This window comes from Proteus terrae subsp. cibarius (assembly GCF_011045835.1).
Taxonomy (GTDB): domain Bacteria; phylum Pseudomonadota; class Gammaproteobacteria; order Enterobacterales; family Enterobacteriaceae; genus Proteus; species Proteus cibarius.
In genome coordinates this window covers 1,306,529-1,324,642 of record NZ_CP047349.1, presented here as the reverse complement: position 1 = coordinate 1,324,642, position 18,114 = coordinate 1,306,529, and the positions used below count along the sequence as shown (strand labels likewise).

15 protein-coding genes are annotated in these 18,114 nt (G+C 37.7%); 5 read left to right on the top strand and 10 right to left on the bottom strand.

Translation table 11 applies throughout. The annotated features are described in order from the left end of the window. Positions 1-204: 204 nt before the first annotated feature. Both sulA and ompA read left to right on the top strand, forming a co-directional pair. Positions 205-756, top strand: a complete 552-nt coding sequence (gene sulA, locus GTH25_RS05970; RefSeq protein WP_075673141.1) for an SOS-induced cell division inhibitor SulA — start codon at positions 205-207, stop codon at positions 754-756. Positions 757-1,103: 347 nt separating this feature from the next. Further along, positions 1,104-2,195, top strand: a complete 1,092-nt coding sequence (ompA, locus tag GTH25_RS05965; RefSeq protein WP_075673140.1) for a porin OmpA — start codon at positions 1,104-1,106, stop codon at positions 2,193-2,195. A 200-nt stretch (positions 2,196-2,395) separates the two neighbouring features. Here ompA and matP read toward each other — a convergent pair whose 3' ends face one another. Continuing rightward, complete coding sequence (matP, locus tag GTH25_RS05960) at positions 2,396-2,857, bottom strand: macrodomain Ter protein MatP (RefSeq protein ID WP_075673139.1); 462 nt, start codon at positions 2,855-2,857, stop codon at positions 2,396-2,398. Positions 2,858-3,218: 361 nt separating this feature from the next. Between matP and GTH25_RS05955 the strand changes: the two genes are divergently transcribed. Both GTH25_RS05955 and fabA read left to right on the top strand, forming a co-directional pair. Further along, the gene (locus GTH25_RS05955) at positions 3,219-4,961 is read left to right on the top strand and encodes an AAA family ATPase (RefSeq protein WP_075673138.1); all 1,743 of its coding nucleotides are present in this window, start codon (positions 3,219-3,221) and stop codon (positions 4,959-4,961) included. An 83-nt stretch (positions 4,962-5,044) separates the two neighbouring features. Beyond that, entirely contained in the window at positions 5,045-5,563 is a 519-nt protein-coding gene (gene fabA, locus GTH25_RS05950) for a bifunctional 3-hydroxydecanoyl-ACP dehydratase/trans-2-decenoyl-ACP isomerase (protein ID WP_023581351.1), read from the top strand. A 397-nt stretch (positions 5,564-5,960) separates the two neighbouring features. On the opposite strand, the gene rmf is transcribed toward fabA, so the two are convergent. The 7 genes from rmf to rlmKL all read right to left on the bottom strand — a co-directional run bounded on the left by rmf (position 5,961) and on the right by rlmKL (position 14,773). Then, entirely contained in the window at positions 5,961-6,131 is a 171-nt protein-coding gene (gene rmf, locus GTH25_RS05945) for a ribosome modulation factor (protein ID WP_023581348.1), read from the bottom strand. A 474-nt stretch (positions 6,132-6,605) separates the two neighbouring features. Continuing rightward, a complete protein-coding gene (locus GTH25_RS05940; protein ID WP_075673137.1) occupies positions 6,606-7,019 on the bottom strand; it encodes an ASCH domain-containing protein in 414 nt (137 codons plus the stop codon). A 112-nt stretch (positions 7,020-7,131) separates the two neighbouring features. Continuing rightward, the gene (pqiC, locus tag GTH25_RS05935; RefSeq protein ID WP_075673160.1) at positions 7,132-7,704 is read right to left on the bottom strand and encodes a membrane integrity-associated transporter subunit PqiC; all 573 of its coding nucleotides are present in this window, start codon (positions 7,702-7,704) and stop codon (positions 7,132-7,134) included. After that, positions 7,704-9,356 (bottom strand): intermembrane transport protein PqiB, encoded by a 1,653-nt coding sequence (gene pqiB, locus GTH25_RS05930; protein WP_075673136.1) that lies wholly within the window; start codon positions 9,354-9,356, stop codon positions 7,704-7,706. Before pqiB ends, pqiC begins: the two co-directional genes overlap by 1 nt. Then, positions 9,349-10,638 carry a membrane integrity-associated transporter subunit PqiA gene (pqiA, locus tag GTH25_RS05925; RefSeq protein WP_075673135.1) on the bottom strand — a complete coding sequence of 430 codons (1,290 nt, stop codon included), beginning with the start codon at positions 10,636-10,638 and terminating at the stop codon, positions 9,349-9,351. The genes pqiB and pqiA overlap by 8 nt, the downstream gene beginning before the upstream one ends. Positions 10,639-10,723: 85 nt before the next feature. Beyond that, on the bottom strand, positions 10,724-12,652 hold the full coding sequence (locus GTH25_RS05920) for an ABC transporter ATP-binding protein (protein ID WP_075673134.1): 1,929 nt from the start codon (positions 12,650-12,652) through the stop codon (positions 10,724-10,726). A gap of 6 nt (positions 12,653-12,658) precedes the next feature. Next, positions 12,659-14,773, bottom strand: a complete 2,115-nt coding sequence (gene rlmKL / locus GTH25_RS05915; RefSeq protein WP_164530392.1) for a bifunctional 23S rRNA (guanine(2069)-N(7))-methyltransferase RlmK/23S rRNA (guanine(2445)-N(2))-methyltransferase RlmL — start codon at positions 14,771-14,773, stop codon at positions 12,659-12,661. A 107-nt stretch (positions 14,774-14,880) separates the two neighbouring features. Between rlmKL and GTH25_RS05910 the strand changes: the two genes are divergently transcribed. Beyond that, entirely contained in the window at positions 14,881-16,005 is a 1,125-nt protein-coding gene (locus GTH25_RS05910; protein WP_075673132.1) for a YcbX family protein, read from the top strand. A 269-nt stretch (positions 16,006-16,274) separates the two neighbouring features. On the opposite strand, the gene GTH25_RS05905 is transcribed toward GTH25_RS05910, so the two are convergent. Both GTH25_RS05905 and pyrD read right to left on the bottom strand, forming a co-directional pair. Continuing rightward, positions 16,275-16,826: a cell division protein ZapC gene (locus GTH25_RS05905; protein ID WP_164530391.1), complete on the bottom strand. Its 552-nt coding sequence runs from the start codon at positions 16,824-16,826 to the stop codon at positions 16,275-16,277. 218 nt (positions 16,827-17,044) lie between these two features. Beyond that, complete coding sequence (gene pyrD, locus GTH25_RS05900; protein WP_164530390.1) at positions 17,045-18,055, bottom strand: quinone-dependent dihydroorotate dehydrogenase; 1,011 nt, start codon at positions 18,053-18,055, stop codon at positions 17,045-17,047. Positions 18,056-18,114: the final 59 nt, after the last annotated feature.

The window sequence follows — 18,114 nt, the reverse complement described above, 5'->3', positions numbered from 1 at the left end:
TTAAATTTTATCTTTGAATTCAAAAACATGCATAAGACATAGCAAGAAAGACAATAAAGAATTTCCTTTTTATTGCCAATAGTTAACGACTTAAAAATAGAGATTTACATGAAATTTGAGAGGAACTTTCAAAAAAATGAGCTTGATTTAAGCGAAATATAGAGATACTGTATATTCATACAGTGCATATGGAACGAGGTAAATATGAAACTCTCAACATCATCTCCGACAAGACAGAACGCCATTCTCCAAGAGATCTCAAATGAGGTATTACCTCTATCTATCCCTTCAACAGTGGCGACTTACGATAGTAATAATAAACAAGGCATGGTGAGTGAACTCCTCTACCAAAATCCGCTCGTCATTAATCACATACTTTTACCACTATTGAAACAGTATAGTCATGAATCACGCTGGTTATTGTGGTTAAACCCACAACAAAAGCTAAATCGTACTTGGTTAAAAAATGCAGGATTACCACTTAACAAAATAATCCAATTAAATCATATAAATATGATAACCACTGTTGATTTAATGGAAAAAGCACTGATGAGTGGTAATTACAGTGTAGTACTCGGTTGGTTACCAGAAATATCGTCAGAAGAGATGAAACGGTTAGAATCTGCTGCCAGTAAAGGAAAAACCCTCGGGTTTATTATGCGACAGCAAATTAATACGAATATCCATTTAGAAAGTAGTAATGCATCTAAACGACATTTGAATTCCGTAAAAATTCATTCAATTCACTACCATTAGTGAAATTTAAGAGTTTTCCTAATACTCAAGATGCCCTGATATCATTTAAGATAAGTCAAATGTATTTATAACCTAAATCATATAGTTACAATAAATTTAACAAAAATACAGAATCTTTCCCATTGTGGAATAAGGCGGATCTTTTTAAAATTTTAAGTCGAATTTTAAAGGATTACTTGTAACTTTTTAAGTTCATTGTAGACTTTATGTCGTTAAGGTTATGCTTTAAATCCCATTTTTGGGATCATCATTTGATGAAAGCATTGGATTCCTAACAATAATTTAACCAAGGGCAAATAATAAGGCTTAAAGCCAAATGCCTAACTTGGATGATAACGAGGCGTAAAATGAAAAAGACAGCTATCGCATTAGCAGTGGCAGTGGCAGCTTTCGCAACTGCAGCGCAAGCAGCTCCAAAAGACAATACCTGGTATACTGGTGGTAAATTAGGTTGGTCTCAATACCAAGGTACTAGTAACCATTTCGGTGAAACTTCTATCGGTAACGGTAACACTCACCGTGATCAGTTAGGTGCAGGTGCATTTGCTGGTTATCAGTACAACCAATACTTAGGTTTTGAACTGGGTTATGACTGGTTAGGTCGTATGACTTATAAAGGTTCATATGACAACGGTGCATTCCGTGCTCAAGGTATCCAATTAACCACTAAATTAAGCTATCCAGTAATGGATGACTTAGACGTTTATACACGTTTAGGTGGTATGGTATGGCGTGCAGATTCTTCTGCAACTAAAAACGCTACTTCTTTATCTCCAAAACAAGAACGTTTCTCTAATAACGACACTGGTGTTTCTCCAGTATTCGCATTAGGTACTGAATACGCGATCACTCCAAACATCGCAACCCGTGTTGAATATCAGTGGATCAACAACATCGGTGATAAAGGTACTCTGAATGCACGTCCAGATAATGGCATGCTGAGTGTTGGTGTTGCTTACCGCTTCAACCAAGAAACTCCAGCTCCGGTTGTAGCTCCAGCTCCAGTTGTAGCTCCAGCTCCAGTTGTTGAGAACAAAACCTTTACTCTGCGTTCAGACGTTCTGTTTAACTTCAACAAATCTACTCTGAAAGCTGAAGGTCAAGAAGCTCTGAATGGTCTGTACAATGAACTGGCTAACATCGACCCAACTCAAGGTCGTGTAGTAGTTATTGGTTACACTGACCGTATCGGTTCACAAAACTACAACCTGCCTCTGTCAGAAAAACGTGCTCAATCTGTAGTTGATTACCTGGTATCTAAAGGTATCCCTGCAAACAGCATCTCTGCAGAAGGTCGTGGTAAAGAAAATCCAGTTACTGGCAACACATGTGACAACGTTAAAGCTCGTTCAGCTCTGATCGATTGCTTAGCGCCAGACCGTCGTGTTGAAATTGAAATCCAAGGTACAACTGAAGTTGTTGTTCAACCTGGTCAATAATTCATATAGTAGAATAATCTACTGTTGATGAATTCAAAACCCTGCCAATGGCAGGGTTTTTCTTTATAGAGATAAAATTAAGGTAGGAACATAAAGACAAAAATGTTTTCGAACAGGTATGAAATATCACAATAAAAACAGAGAACAAAAACAACTATAAAAATAAATTATCAAAGTCGGTTAACCAAAATTAATGCAACTCATTTTTCTTTATCGCGTTCTAATAACTCAATAAGCCCATCTTTTAAACTATGCACTTTCAATGCATATTGTTCTTTTCGCTCTGCATCTTCAATTAATTGCACTATCGTTTCTGATAATGTGATCCCTCTTCGTTGTGACAATGCAGATAAACGTTGCCAAACTTTAAACGTTAAGTCGATTGATTTTTTGCGTGTATGTTGATGCTCAGCATTAAAATAACGCTTTCTACGAGCACGAATAGTTTGCTTCATCCGATTAGATAAATCAGGATTCATATGCAGATCAATCCACTCTAAAACTTTTAATGGTTGCGATTCAAGAAGCAACAGTTGCTCAATAACTTCATCAGCGGCACTTTTTTCTATATAACGGGTAATTAATTCACCTTCACGGTGTTTTTTTACTAGATAAGCCCACTTCCAGCCACATTCTAGATTCTCTAATTGTTGATATTTCATACAAAATCCCGTGACAACGTAACTATATAGTAGCATATCAGCAATTTTACAAAAATACTGCCACTGAACCGAAATTTTTTGACTATTTTATAAGCGAAGTTATTTTAGATAATCTTGCTTATCAATTAATAACAAGCCTTGATAAGGGATAGTTTTCTGAGCACGTTATGATAGAATCGAGCGTCGCTATCATAAAACCTTAATGACCACTTATTAGCTCGTGTTTATAAGGTCGTAGCGATACATATTCCCTGCCTATGCAGTTGATGACAGTTAAAGAACCGTCTTATTGCAGGATAGATATCAACTTATACGATATCTAATTATCTCTTTTCACTAATCAATAATAAAAACGGTAACCTTGAAAAACAACGAATTAGAATGGCAGGCGTTACGTCCTGATTACGCCTCCTACCAAACTTTCTTTCAAACAGCATCTCAATTACCTGCATCTCTACTTCGTGAGGTTCAACCTCGCTTGTATGAAAGCCTGCAATGGTTAAACAATGCAGATTCAGGGCAGTTTATGCTGTTAAAAGTGGATGATTCTGCTGCTTACTTTGATATGTTGACAGACACATTAACGCAATCAGGGATCAAAGCTGATCCTATCATTGGCAGTTATCAAGCAGAAACCAATAAAATCAATTGGCAAGAAAATGTACTCGGCGCATTTTCATCATCAGAATCTATTACTTGTTGCCAATGGATAGAACCAGAACAACTCTTTGGTTCATTCTATTGCCATAAAGACGAAGTTACTCTTAGCCCAGGCTTATTGCATAAAGTAAATGGAGGCATTTTAGTCCTCTCTATAAAGTCTTTACTCGCACAACCACTAATGTGGTTTCGCCTTAAAAAAATGGTTGAAGAGCAGCGTTTTGAATGGCTTGTCTGGAATGACAATCAGTCTCTACCTTTACCTATTGAAAGTATGCCACTCAATCTTCGTGTGATTTTAGTTGGTGATAGGCTAAGCCTTGAAGAGCTTGAATTTATGGAGCCTGAGCTAAGTAGCACTGCTTTATATGGTGAATATGAATACGACATGTATTTAGAAGACGAAACAGCACTTGCCCAATGGTGTGGCTTTGTAAATTCACTGTGCCAAAAATATCGACTCCCTTCTCTATCTGCGGATGCTTGGGAAGTCTTGCTAACACAAGCCGCAAGACAACATGAAGATCAGCTAATACTGAGCTTAGATTTAGAGTGGCTTTTACGCCAGCTCCGTTATGCAATACGTTTTAATCATGAGGCTTATCTAACTGCTGATGCATTAAAAAAAGCAGAAGAAAATCGCCTATGGCGACACAGTTATTTGTTAGAGCGTAGTCGTGATGAGATTTTACAAGACCAAGTCATGATACAAACAGAAGGTGAAGCTGTAGGCCAAATCAATGGACTTTCTGTCTTAGATTACCCGGGATATCCTGATTTAATCGGAGAACCAACTCGCATTACCTGCGTTGCACATATAGGTGATGGTGAATTTACGGATGTTGAGCGAAAAGCTGAGCTTGGTGGCAATCTTCATGCTAAAGGAATGATGATTATGCAAGCTTACTTGAACTCAGAATTACGTTTAGACCAACCACAACCATTTAGTACCTCGATTGTTTTTGAACAATCATATGGCGAAGTTGATGGTGATAGCGCCTCTTTGGCTGAATTATGTGCATTTATTAGCACGCTGGCACAACAACCTATCGATCAGCAAATTGCCGTTACAGGTGCAGTCGATCAATTTGGTCAAGTTCAACCGATTGGTGGCGTAAACCAGAAAATCGAAGGCTTCTTTGATATCTGCCAACAAAGAGGGTTAACCGGTGCGCAAGGCGTGATTATTCCTCTTGCTAATATTCGTCATCTTGTACTTAGCGAAAATGTGCAGCAAGCAGTAAAAGAAGAGAAATTTCATATTTGGCCTGTCACTCATGTAGCAGAAGCAATAACGCTACTGACTCGTCAGCCATATTATGAAGAGCAATGTGAACCAGAACAATCAGACTCACACTTGTTAGCTGTTATTCATGATCGTATAACACTCGCAAATAATCAGGATAGACCTAAATTACCTTGGTTCTTACGTCTATTCAGATAATTCTGTTTCAAGTGATCGGAGTTGTTCAGCGTACAAGTGTAAGCTATTCTGTTGTCTTACACTTGATAAAGGCTATATAGACAATGGTTGATAAACGCGAATCTTATTCTAAAGAAGACCTCATTGCTTCAGGCCGTGGTGAATTATTTGGCCAAGATGGCCCACCACTGCCATCTGGTAATATGCTAATGATGGATCGCATCATTAAAATGACAGAAGATGGCGGCACCCATAATAAAGGCTTTATCGAAGCAGAATTCGATATCAAGCCAGATTTATGGTTCTTTGATTGCCACTTCGTCAATGATCCTGTTATGCCAGGTTGCTTAGGCCTAGATGCCATGTGGCAACTTGTTGGCTTCTATCTTGGCTGGCTTGGTGGTGAAGGTAAAGGCCGTGCGCTTGGTGTTGGTGAAGTTAAATTCACCGGACAAATATTACCAACAGCAAAAAAAGTTACCTATAAAATTGATTTCAAACGTGTTATCAATCGTAAACTGATTATGGGTATCGCCGATGGTGAAGTGTATGTTGATGGTAAGCTAATTTATGAAGCAAAAGATTTGAAAGTTGGCTTATTTAAAGATACTACAGCATTCTAAGATCGATAATTTCAAAAGTTCATTATAAAAATACCGTGTAATATAAAGTACACGGTATTTTTTATCTATTCCAATAGTCTATTTTCCCTTTATAACAAATCAATTGGTTATAAAACATAAGTATAGAATTCTTACTATTTATGGTTTTCGCTTACGCAAAAGTTTTCATGAAACAAAATTCAAAAAGTAATAATATAACGTAAAAAGGCTTACAAAATATGTAAGCCTTTTTATATCCAAATTGATTGTTTGTTATTTATACTCAAATTGTCCTATGCTCAATGTGTACATAGGAATGTATATAAATAACCCTCGTTTTGATTGTCGGTAAAATCTTAGTGATAATATTTAATAGAACTAAAAATAAGCTATTATCTATTTCACTACGACGGGTTATTTATTTTACCAGACTCGGGCGATCTTCCATGGCCTGTCGCCAGCCTCCAAGCCAATGTGAACGCGCATCAATGGCGAAATAAGGGCAAAGTTCTTTTGAACGACCTTGCATACCAGCTTGATAACCTTTCGATAATGCTCTTGCTAAACGATCTCGTTTCTGTCTTTTCATATCTAGACAACCCTCACGTTCTAAGTTTAAGCGGAAAGATAATGATTGTTTTTTCAACAATCACTATAAATTGATACGCTTTATTGAGCATTTAAGCAAGTAAAGAAGTTAATACAAATGTCATATTTGTGATGTTGAGCCAACAGTAAGTTTGATAACTATTGTTATCATTTATTTTGTTTAATGTTTCAATTGAAGTATTAGCTAGTTCTTTTAATGAGCTATATTATGTGTGAACATAGCTAATTGATATTTAACAAAAAAAATCAAATGAAAAATAACCTTTTTAGGTTTATCTTACGAAACCAATAAATTAAATAAGAAAAAATGATATTTTTATTTAAATTTATGTCAATATGAGACTTATTTTATAAATATAACTTTTTGCTCTATTTTTATTTTCTTGTAGAAAACTCTTTTTAATTACCTTTGTTTTATTAAGGAATTAGCTATTGTTGAAAATAAAAGAGGCTATTAACACCTCTTACATACTTCTATTAATTCAAACTCTTCAAATACCAACTCCATATCTTCAGAAAAAGTCCCCTCCCGACTAAAAAATTCTTTGTGCCCTTCCTGCCAATGCGCCAAACTTAAATCCCCTTCACCTTCTCTCTTAGCCAATTCTTCGGTGACTTCGTCAAAACGGATTAACTGTAAAGAACGTGTGCGAATAACGCAAACAGGTTCATTTTGACTGTTTAGAATAATGTTAAAGCCCCCAATAACAGGAATAACGCTGTCACTAAAAAAGCCATTTAATGAACTACACGTTGCCGTTTTTTTTCCTTCTACCACCAGCATAGCCAGCTCATCCGCTAACTGCGCATTATCACCAAATGACCAACTGATCGCCGTAGGATATTTCTTTTTGAGGATTTTTAACATGTTCTTCCCTTTGTTTTTTTAATAAACAAAACCCAATATTCAATTTAAATACTATTTAAGAGAATATTGGGTTTCAATAAACGAAAACTTAAACCAATAGATACTAAGCTGATTAATATTGAGCTTGAATTGCTTTCGCTATATCAGAAACAACTTGCTCCCATCCCTGTCCTAATGTACGCACTAAAGCTGGATAACCATCTTCTGTTTGCGTTAAAACTAAAGAGAATGGCTGATTAATCACTTTATTGTTCTCAGTATAAATCCAGTCACCAGAAATAATTACCTGTCCATCATAACGGCCTTGGAAATAATTAACGGTAACCGTTAGCTTCGCCAAATTATCTTCAACAGGTTGGTTAGCAACAACGGTATCTGGCAATGCTTTTGTTAAACCTGAAATAAGGTTCTGTTGTAATTGCTGATCAAGTGGATTGATCCATAGGTGCTGATTAGCCACGGTATAGTTAATATCCGTCGTTTGATAAACAATTCCAGCATTGACTAGCATATTAGATAAACGGATCGGCTGAACCCAAATTTGAGGCTTCTTAGCTGACTGTGTTACCGAGACATGTTCTGATACGCCACCTTGATAAACATCTGGCAACTGATAATACGTTTTATTAGTCTGACTTGAACATGCCGTTAACATCAACACAAATATACCAATGATGTATTTCATCATTTTTCAGCCCTCTTTGGTTCTGGATCTTTACCTTCCTTCGCTTCGAAAATCAATGCGTTGCTCTTATTGTTCAATGTTTTCAATAAAGGCTGCATCTCTCTTAACACTTGATCAAGCTGTTGCATATTATCAATCATTTTTCCATAAGCAGGAGAACCCGGCTGGAAGCCTTGCATACTACGATTAATCTCTTTCAATGACTGCTGAATATCATTAGGAAGATTTCTAAATTCATCACTACCAATCATGGCATTCAATGACTTCAGTGTTTCCTTAGCTTCACTGACGGCTTTTTGGCTTTCAGATAATGTTGCTGTCATCTCTTTAAGCATTGGTTCAACAGGAAGATTGTTGATCTTGTCCAGTGATGTCATCACTTTTTGCTGAATTTGCGCTAAACCAGAACTGACAGTCGGAATTTGTTGGTAGCCAGCAACGTCTTGAGGGCCTTTCCATTGCATTTCATCAGGGTAGAAATCAAGGTCAATATAGAGTGCCCCTGTTAAAAGGTTACCTGATTTTAATGATGCTCTTAATCCATTGTTAGAAGCATTGGCTATTTCTTTGACAAAATCAAAACTTTCACCGACATCATTAGCAAAACGCTCTGGTTCAACATGAATAAGTACGGGAATGCGGAAATCTTTATCAAGCGATTGTTGCATACCTTTAGTGTAATAAGGCACTTGAACAACCGTTCCCATACGAATTCCTCGGAATTCTACTGGAGCTCCAGCTTGTAATCCTCTTACAGAATCAGAGAAGAACATAATGTAACTACGATAATCTGTATATAACGAATTTTGAATACTCTTTTCATTATCGTAAAGCTTAAATTCTGTTTTAGGTGCGATAGGATCACCTGGTCCCCATCCTGCGGGAACATCAAAACTCACGCCACCACTAAAAAGTGTAGAAAGAGATGCCATCTCAACACGAACACCCGATGAAGACATATCAAAAGCGATGCCAGAGTCTTTCCAGAACCGAACATTTGATGTCACCATTTTGTCATAAGGTGCTTTGATAAAGAGTTGATAATGCATGTCTCGTTTATCAATATTGAATTCGCTCGTTTCAACAGAGCCAACTTGATAACCTCTAAATAAAACCGGATCACCCGCATTTAATTGGCCGGCTCTTTCACTAACTAAATTAATGCGAATACCTTTTGCATCTGGAGAAGCTAACGGTGGCGAGTCGAGAAGATTAAATTCATTTTCTTCTTTACCTTTTAACCCTGGTTGTAACTCTATATATGCACCGGAAAGTAAAGTGCCTAATCCCGTTACTCCCTCTTTACCGACTTGAGGTTTTACAACCCAAAATGCTGTATCTGCGCGTAATAATTCTTTCATCTCATTATCAAGACGAGCCTTAATAATAACGCGACTAAAATTACTATCGAGCGTGACACTTTCAACTAGACCAATATCTACACTGCGACTTTTAATTTTGGTTTTACCCGCTTCAATGCCATCTGCATTATAGGTAATTAATGTAACTTCTGGACCTTGATGGCTGAAATGATAATAAAGTATCCACGCACCAATCAGTAAGGTGACAAGTGGTATGATCCAAACTGGAGACCAGCTTTTTAGCTTGTTAATTTTTGCTTCAGTTAAAGCAGTTTTATTCTTTTCAGTCACCCTTAGGCTCCTTAATCGTGGGTTTATCATCATCGGTTGTACACTTATCCCACGTCAACCGAGGATCAAACATCATTGCAGAGAACATAGTTAACACTACTACCAATGCAAATAGCACCACTCCAAAATCAGGATAGATGCTCATCAGACGTCCCATTCTGACTAATGAAGCTAAAACAGCAATTACGAAGACGTCAATCATCGACCAACGCCCTACATATTCAACAACTTCATAGAGAAAATGCATTCTAGCAGGATCTCTTTTCCCATTAGATTTATGTGCATCCCAACATAACCAAGCAATAGCGACCATTTTTAAACTGGGTACCATAATACTGGCAATAAATATCACCATTGCGACAGGATAAGAGCCATCTTCCCATAACAAAATAACCCCAGCCATAATGGTTGAATAAATGTTATTACCTAAAGATTCAGTGACCATAATGGGTAATAAATTAGCGGGGATATAAAGAATTAATGACGTAATCAACAAAGAGACCGTCCATTGTAAACTTTTAGGTCTTCTTGCATGTCCTTTCACTTCACAACGGCTACATTCGTATTGATCTGCAGGTAAAATTGCCGTACATGAACGGCATAATCTAACCCCTTGTTTTAACCCAGATTTACCTGATTCAATATCAGGATAACTTGGACGAGGTTCTAATTTTTCCCATAAAGTATGTCTATCAAGACACTGGAATGCTCGAATTTGAAATAAGCAATAAAGCACATAAGGCAGGAAACTAAGTCCTAGCCCAATATCACCATAAGCCATTAATTTCACAAAGCTAACTAAAATTCCTGCAAGAAAAATCTCTGCCATACACCACGATTTTAATTGGAATAAAATACGTGATAACCAAATTTGTAGCTTTCTAGGTAATTGAATAGGTGTACAAAGAAGTAAGATTGCTACCATACAAAAAGCAGGCACAATTTGGACAAATAGTAGGAAAAATGCACCTAATTCGACGTAATTTTCACTGAACATAACTGTTGGGATTTGCATCAATGTAACATTGTTAGCGATACCAGCAACTTCCATGCTCACGAAGGTAAACTGACTTGCCATTAACAGCATAAATAATGCACTGATAGCTAATGCAACAGGTTGATAAAAAGGCTGACGCCAACGTGCAGTTAATACGGTATGGCAACGAGGGCATGTTGCTTTTGTTCCTTGCACCAATTGAGGAACACTGACCACCAGATCGCACTGAGGACATAATATTTGCTCATGTTTATGTTCATGACGATGTTGTTGACCAGAGCACACTGCGACACCTCTTATTTAGAATAATCAATAAAAGAATATTTGTTCCACAAAATAAAACGGGGCGTGATGCCCCGTTTTCGGTTGGCTATTCGCCGTTTTGCATCAATTCTAGCTCTTGCCATCTATCAAAAGCAGTTTCAAGCTCTTGTTCTTTATCTGCAAGCGCCTTTAAAACTTTTTCTGTCTCTTCATGAGGACGCGTAAAGAAATCCGCCCCACTCACTTCTTCTTGTAACGCACTTAACTCCGTTTCCAAGCTTTCTAATTTTGCAGGAAGTTGCTCCAGTTCTCGCGTCAAATGATAACTTAACTTGTTAGTGCGAGTGTTCTTTTTAGAGCTATCTTTCGCTTTTGCTTCTTTTTCAGCTTTTTCTGGTGCGTTACGTGATTTTTTTGCCTCACTCTTTAGTGAAACCGACTGTGCTCTTTGTTGCTGAGCATCAAAATATCCACCAACATAGCTGTTAATAACACCATCACCTTCAAAGATCCAACACTCAGTAACACTATTATCAACAAATTCACGGTCATGGCTAACCAGTAAAACAGTGCCTTGGTAAGCATCAACGAGTTCTTCTAGCAATTCCAATGTTTCAACATCGAGATCATTAGTTGGCTCATCGAGAATAAGTAAGTTACTTGGTTTTAAGAATAAACGCGCTAGCAATAGACGGTTTCTTTCACCTCCTGAAAGTGCGCGAACAGGTGTCATTGCACGTTTAGGTGGGAATAAAAAGTCTTGCAAATAACCAAGTACATGACGAGGACGACCATTTACCATTACTTCTTGCTTACCTTCAGCAAGATTGTCCATCACAGTTTTATCTGGATCAAGTGCTGCACGGTGCTGATCAAAGTAAGCGACTTCAAGCTTAGTACCACAATGAACTCGCCCGCTGTCTGCTTTTAAATCACCTAGCATAAGTTTCAATAAAGTGGTTTTACCGCAACCATTCGGCCCCACCAGCGCAATTTTATCGCCACGTTGTACTTTGGCAGAAAAATCACGAACTAACTTGCGGGTTCCAATACTATAATTAACATCTTCTAACTCGAATACGATTTTACCAGAACGCGTAGCTTCTTCGACTTGCATACGTGCACTGCCTAACACTTCACGGCGTTCACTACGTTCAACACGTAATGCTTTTAGAGCACGTACACGGCCTTCGTTACGAGTACGCCGTGCTTTGATACCTTGGCGTATCCACGCTTCTTCTTGCGCTAATTTACGATCAAACTCTGCATTTTGTTGCTCTTCAACACGCAATGCTTCTTCTTTGCTTTCAAGATACTTATCGTAATTTCCTGGCCATGAAGAAAGTTTTCCTCGATCAAGATCGATAATACGCGTTGCCATATTACGGATAAATGAACGGTCATGGGAAATAAATACGATACTTCCTTGGAAATCTTTTAAAAATTTCTCAAGCCAAAGGATCGTTTCAATATCAAGGTGGTTTGTTGGTTCATCTAAAAACAGCACTCTTGGTGCGCTGACTAACGCACGCCCTAAGGCTGCTTTTCTTAGCCAACCACCTGATAAAGAAGAAAGCTCAGCTTCACCATCTAAACCAAGTTTTTCTAGCACTTCTGCAATTCGGCTATCAAGCAACCACAAATTACGGCTATCAAGTACTTCTTGTAGCTCCGCCATTTTATTGAGGTTTTTATCAGAAGGATCTGTCTCAATCAGCTTAGAAATATGGTGATAAGCCGTTAGATATTTAGCATCTTCTTCAACACCTTCTGCAACAAAATCAAAGATTGTACCTTCAATATCTCTTGGGGGATCTTGCTGTAAGCGAGCGGTCACAAGATCTTGCTCGTAAACAACTTGACCATCATCTAAAGGTTGCTCTTTAGATAACACCCTTAATAACGTTGATTTACCTGCACCATTACGCCCAACTAAACAAACGCGCTCATTTTCTTCAATAAATAAATCAGTGTTATCTAATAGAGGGGCATCACTGAAAGATAAATACGCCCCAGTCAAACTAATTAACGGCATTGTAAATTATTCCTCACCAGCATGAGTTAACAGCCAGCAATTGTGAATTTGGCGGTTACGCGCAAAATCTTGTGATAATGTTTTCTGTGTTATCTCTTTTGCACATAACCCAATTTTTGCTAACTCGTCATGTTCCATTTTGAATCCACGTTTGTTATTTGAGAACATAATTGTTCCGCCTTTTCTCAACAAACGTTTTAGATGTTTCATCAATTCAATATGATCACGTTGAACATCAAAGGTATTTTCCATACGCTTTGAGTTAGAAAATGTAGGCGGATCAATAAAGATCACATCAAATTGTTCATTGCTTTGCATTAACCATTGTAAACAATCAGCCTGCATTAAACGATGTTGTCTACCAGATAAGCCATTTGCTTGGAAGTTTTTCTCAGCCCATTCAAGGTAGGTACGTGACATATCAACTGTCGTCGTACTTTTTGCACCACCAATCCCAGCGTGTACAGATGCAGTACCGGTATAAGCAAAGAGGTTTAAGAAATCTTTTCCATTGCTCATTTCACCTAGCATTTTTCGTGCAATACGGTGATCTAAGAACAACCCTGTATCAAGATAATCTGTTAAGTTCACCCAGAATTTTGCACCAAATTCGTCAACTAAGAAGAAATCCCCCTTTTCGGCCATTTTTTCATACTGCTGTTTGCCTTTTTGACGTTGACGGGTTTTTAAAATCAGTTGATCAGAACGTAATGCCAGTGCTTCCATTGTTGCGCTAATTACATCGAATAAACGCTGACGAGCTTTGTGTTCATTAACTGTTTTAGGTGGCGCATACTCTTGGATAACTACTTTATCTCCATAGCGATCCACAGCAACATTATATTCAGGCAAATCAGCATCGTATAAACGATAACATTCAATTTGCTGTTGTTTTGCCCATTTCGCGAATTTTTTCTCGTTTTTACGTAAACGGTTTGCAAAATCTTCCGCAAGTCCAGTGTTAATCGTTGATGGTGTATCAGAAAGTAAATAGTTCTTTTGTACACAATCAAGAGGACCATTTTTTGCTTTGAACTCTCGTTCAGCACGTAATTGAATGCAGCTTAGCAACTCTGGTGATGCACTAAATAGTGACAATCTCCAACCTGGGAAGTGTGCTTTTACTGCTCTTCCTAATTGGCTATGTAATGCAATTAATGCTGGTTCACTTTCTAAGCGCTCACCATAAGGTGGGTTACTGATAATTGTCCCTTTGATTTCTGCTGAAACAGGGTTTGTCAGTTTAGCTGCATCACCGTGAGCAAATGTGATCAGTTCGGCAACATCGGCTCTGCGTGCGTTGGCTCTTGCCATATCCAATACGCGCTTATCAACATCAAAACCATAGAAACGCGCTGTGGTATTCTTTTTACCTTCACGGAAACGGGCAAAAGCTTCATGGGTCACTTCTTTCCATAACGCTTCATCATGACCCAACCAATGACGGAATCCCCAATGCACACGATTTAATGCTGGAGCACAATCAGTCGCCATCATTGCGGCTTCAATTAATAATGTGCCGGAGCCACACATTGGATCGATCAGTGGTGTGTCCAGTTTCCAGCCTGAACGCATAATAATTGCGGCAGCTAAATTCTCTTTTAAAGGTGCTTGCCCTGTTAAGTCACGGTAGCCGCGCTGATGTAAACCATCACCACTTAAATCTAAAGATAGCGAGGCTTTTTCTTTATGAAGATGAATGGTTAAACGGATATCAGGAGATTGTTTAGCGACATCCGGACGTTGCCCTATTTTACGTTGGAATGAGTCAACAATGGCATCTTTCGCTTTTAATGCACCATATTGGCTATTACGAATAATGTCATTCGTACCATTAAAATGGATAGCAAAAGTCTGATCAACAGTAAAAATCTCACTCCAATCAATTGCCTGCACACCAAGGTATAAGTCTAGATCACTATAAACATTGAACTCATTTAACGGCAACATAATGCGCGATGCTAAACGACTCCAGAGTAAAGACTGATACATGGTTTTATCATCAGCACGAAAATAAACACCGCCTTGAGTTATCTGGCAAGCCTGAGCACCAAGGTGTTCAAGTTCAGATTTTAATAGTTCTTCCAGACCTCGGCCTGTGCTGGCAAACAGAGAGCGCATAATATTGTTACCACCTAAAATAAAATTGTTGGGCATTATAGCTAATTGTATTACGTTGTCATAAAGTTACTGGCTATAAAAAATAATAATGTCTTTTGGGAGCACCGATGATCAACGTTTCACGCCTTTATATACACCCAGTTAAATCAATGAAGGGAATTCGACTTTCTCATGCATTTGCTCGTGAGAGCGGATTCACGTTTGATCGCGATTTTATGATAACCACCCCAGAAGGGACGTTTATCACGGCACGAAAATTTCCCGTTTTGCTGTGTTTTATTCCCACTGTCATGGCAAATGGTATTTATATTCAAGCACCTGATGGTGAAGGTATTGCTATCACCTATCAAGATTTTGAGACCACATTGCAACCGACAGAAGTTTGGGGCAACCATTTTACCGCGTATGTGGCACCAGATGAAATAAATCAGTGGTTCAGTCGCTATTTAAAAATGGATGTTCAACTTCGTTGGACTGGCGAAAAATCGACACGCCGAGTGAAAAAAAATCCAGAAACCGCTGTTTCTTTCGCTGATGGCTACCCTTACTTATTAATTAATGAAGCCTCATTTCAATACTTACAACAGCGCTGTCCTGCTTCAATTAATATTGAGCAATTTCGAGGCAATATCCTCGTAACTGGTGCAAAGCCTTTTGAAGAAGATACTTGGCAGACTATTCGTGTTGGCTCTGTTGTGATGGATCTGATGAAACCTTGTAGCCGTTGCATCATGACTACAATTAGTATTGATAAAGGCATTAAGCATCCTAACACAGAACCACTCGCAACACTGCAAACATTCCGTAGTGATGAAACTGGTGATGTCGATTTTGGTCAAAATATCATTATTCGTCAAACGGGTATTATTCGTGTAGGAGATACTGTTGAGGTATTAGCTTATAAAGAAGCGAAACAATATCTTGTAACAGCACCTGTGGAAACACAATCAGCGCCTGTCATTGAAAACACACAAGAACAGACTGTCAGCATTGAATTTAACGGCGAGGTTTTTGAAGGTAATAACCAAGAAGTTCTGTTAGAACAGCTTGAAAATAATGGTTATGCCATTCCTTATAGTTGCCGAGCTGGCCTTTGTGGCTCTTGTGTTATCCAATTAGATGAAGGTGATGTTAATGCATTAAAAGCTGGCGCAATTAAACGCTCAGGTAAAATCTTAGCCTGTAGCTGTGTTCCTAACGGTAATGTCAAACTTTCGCTTAATAAAAAATAACACTTATCTTTATCGCAAATTAAAAGAAGGTAATTTGCCTTTACCTTCTTTTTTATTTTAAATAAAACAGTTTGTTTAATAAGAATTATCTTATTAAAAACTCAATAATGAATTATCAATAAACTTATTTATTTGTTTCTAGAAAATAGATACAGAAAGAGAATAATGAGGATTTGATTTTGGGGAGTTTTGTTTGAGATGAATTTGTTTTTAGAATGTTATAAATAATGAGTAACGATAAAAAGAGTAAGTCCTTTTTACTCTTTTTGTTAAATAACTTTCTCGTACAAAAATGATCCTGACTCTGACTCTTTATGGTAATTGCTTAACCTATCATTCATAATTTTTATTGGGTCACAAAAATTAAGTGTTCTATCAAATAATGTTAACTGCGGTTGAGCTAATAAACATAAACAAGCTTGAGCCCCCACTTCAATCACTAAAAAAAGAGCTATTTCGTCTTTTTCCTTTAATGAAGCTTCTACCACTTGAGATAAATAAGGGTTGATTTGATTATTGTTAACTTCAAAATACCAACTCTTAGGCATCAGTGGCTTTAAAAAGCGATGGGCTATTAATGCATTTAAAGCTAATTCAGCTCTTGATTCTGATGGCATATCTATTTGTCGAATTTGCTCATCGTATCCATAATAAAGAGCTGCATCATCGACGGTAAAAGATGCTGATTGCCGAGCACTTTCACTCAACATTTTGCTTGGAAAGCGGGAACGAAAAACCATACCATTTGCTAAATCAAGCATTAATTTTTGTTGCTCAACATCAAAATACCAACGCCAGCGATCATCGGGTTTTATTATCACTAATTAATCCCCCTTCGATTCATTCCCTGTTTTATACTCTGATAAACAATCAAAATTAAATGACCTAAATAAAATATTTAATATCACCTAACAAAAACAGGATTCATTTTACTATTAATTAAGCACAATCAGTGCAATTTAATAAAAAATAACCAACTAGGGGCAATATAAACGAGTTAGAGGCAGAAGAAAAGCCCCTAACTCATTATAAAATGTATTTAGATATGATTAATTATAGATTTGATAAGTGCAGGACCTTGATAAATGAATCCTGAATAGACTTGAATAAGAGAAGCACCTGCATCCATTTTTTCTCTGGCTGCTGTTAATGAATCAATTCCACCAACGCCAATAATAGGTAATGCACCTTTTAATTCTTCATTTAATTGGCGAATTATTTGTGTACTTTTTGATTGTACCGGGCGACCACTTAATCCCCCTGCTTCATTACAGTGATCTAATCCACTGACTAATGATTTATCTAATGTGGTATTTGTCGCAATAACACCATCAATATGGTGACGGACTAAGCTATCTGCAATTTGAATTAATTCTTCATGTGTTAAATCAGGTGCAATTTTAACAGCAACAGGAACATATTTTTGGTATTTTCCCTGCAACTCTAATTGTTTATTTTTAATTGCTGATAGCAGATCGTCTAATGCTTCACCGTATTGTAGAGTACGCAAACCGGGGGTATTTGGTGATGAGATATTGATTGCGATATAACCGGCATGAGCATAGACTTTTTCCATACAAATCAGATAATCATCTTTACCTTGCTCTACTGGGGTATCTTTATTTTTACCGATATTAATCCCCAGTACGCCACCATAACGAGATTGTTTTACATTTTCAATTAAGTTATCGACGCCAAGGTTATTAAAGCCCATTCGGTTAATTAAGCCTTCAGCTTCCACTAAGCGAAATAAACGAGGTTTGTCATTTCCTACTTGAGGACGAGGTGTCACCGTACCAACTTCAATAAAACCAAATCCCATTGCACCCAATGCATCTATACAATCACCGTTTTTATCAAGACCGGCAGCAAGACCAAGTGGATTTTTAAATGAGAGTCCCATACAGGAAACGGGTTTTGAAGGAAGTGACTGCTGAATAAGAAATTGAAATGGGGAATGAGATAAACGTTTTAACTGACGGAAGGTAAAATCATGGGCTCGTTCAGGATCTAGCCGGAACAATGCCTTCCTTACTAAGGAATAATACATACGATCTCCATTGAGAATATCGGGTATTAGGAATGATATGTCTACGACAATTTAAGCGT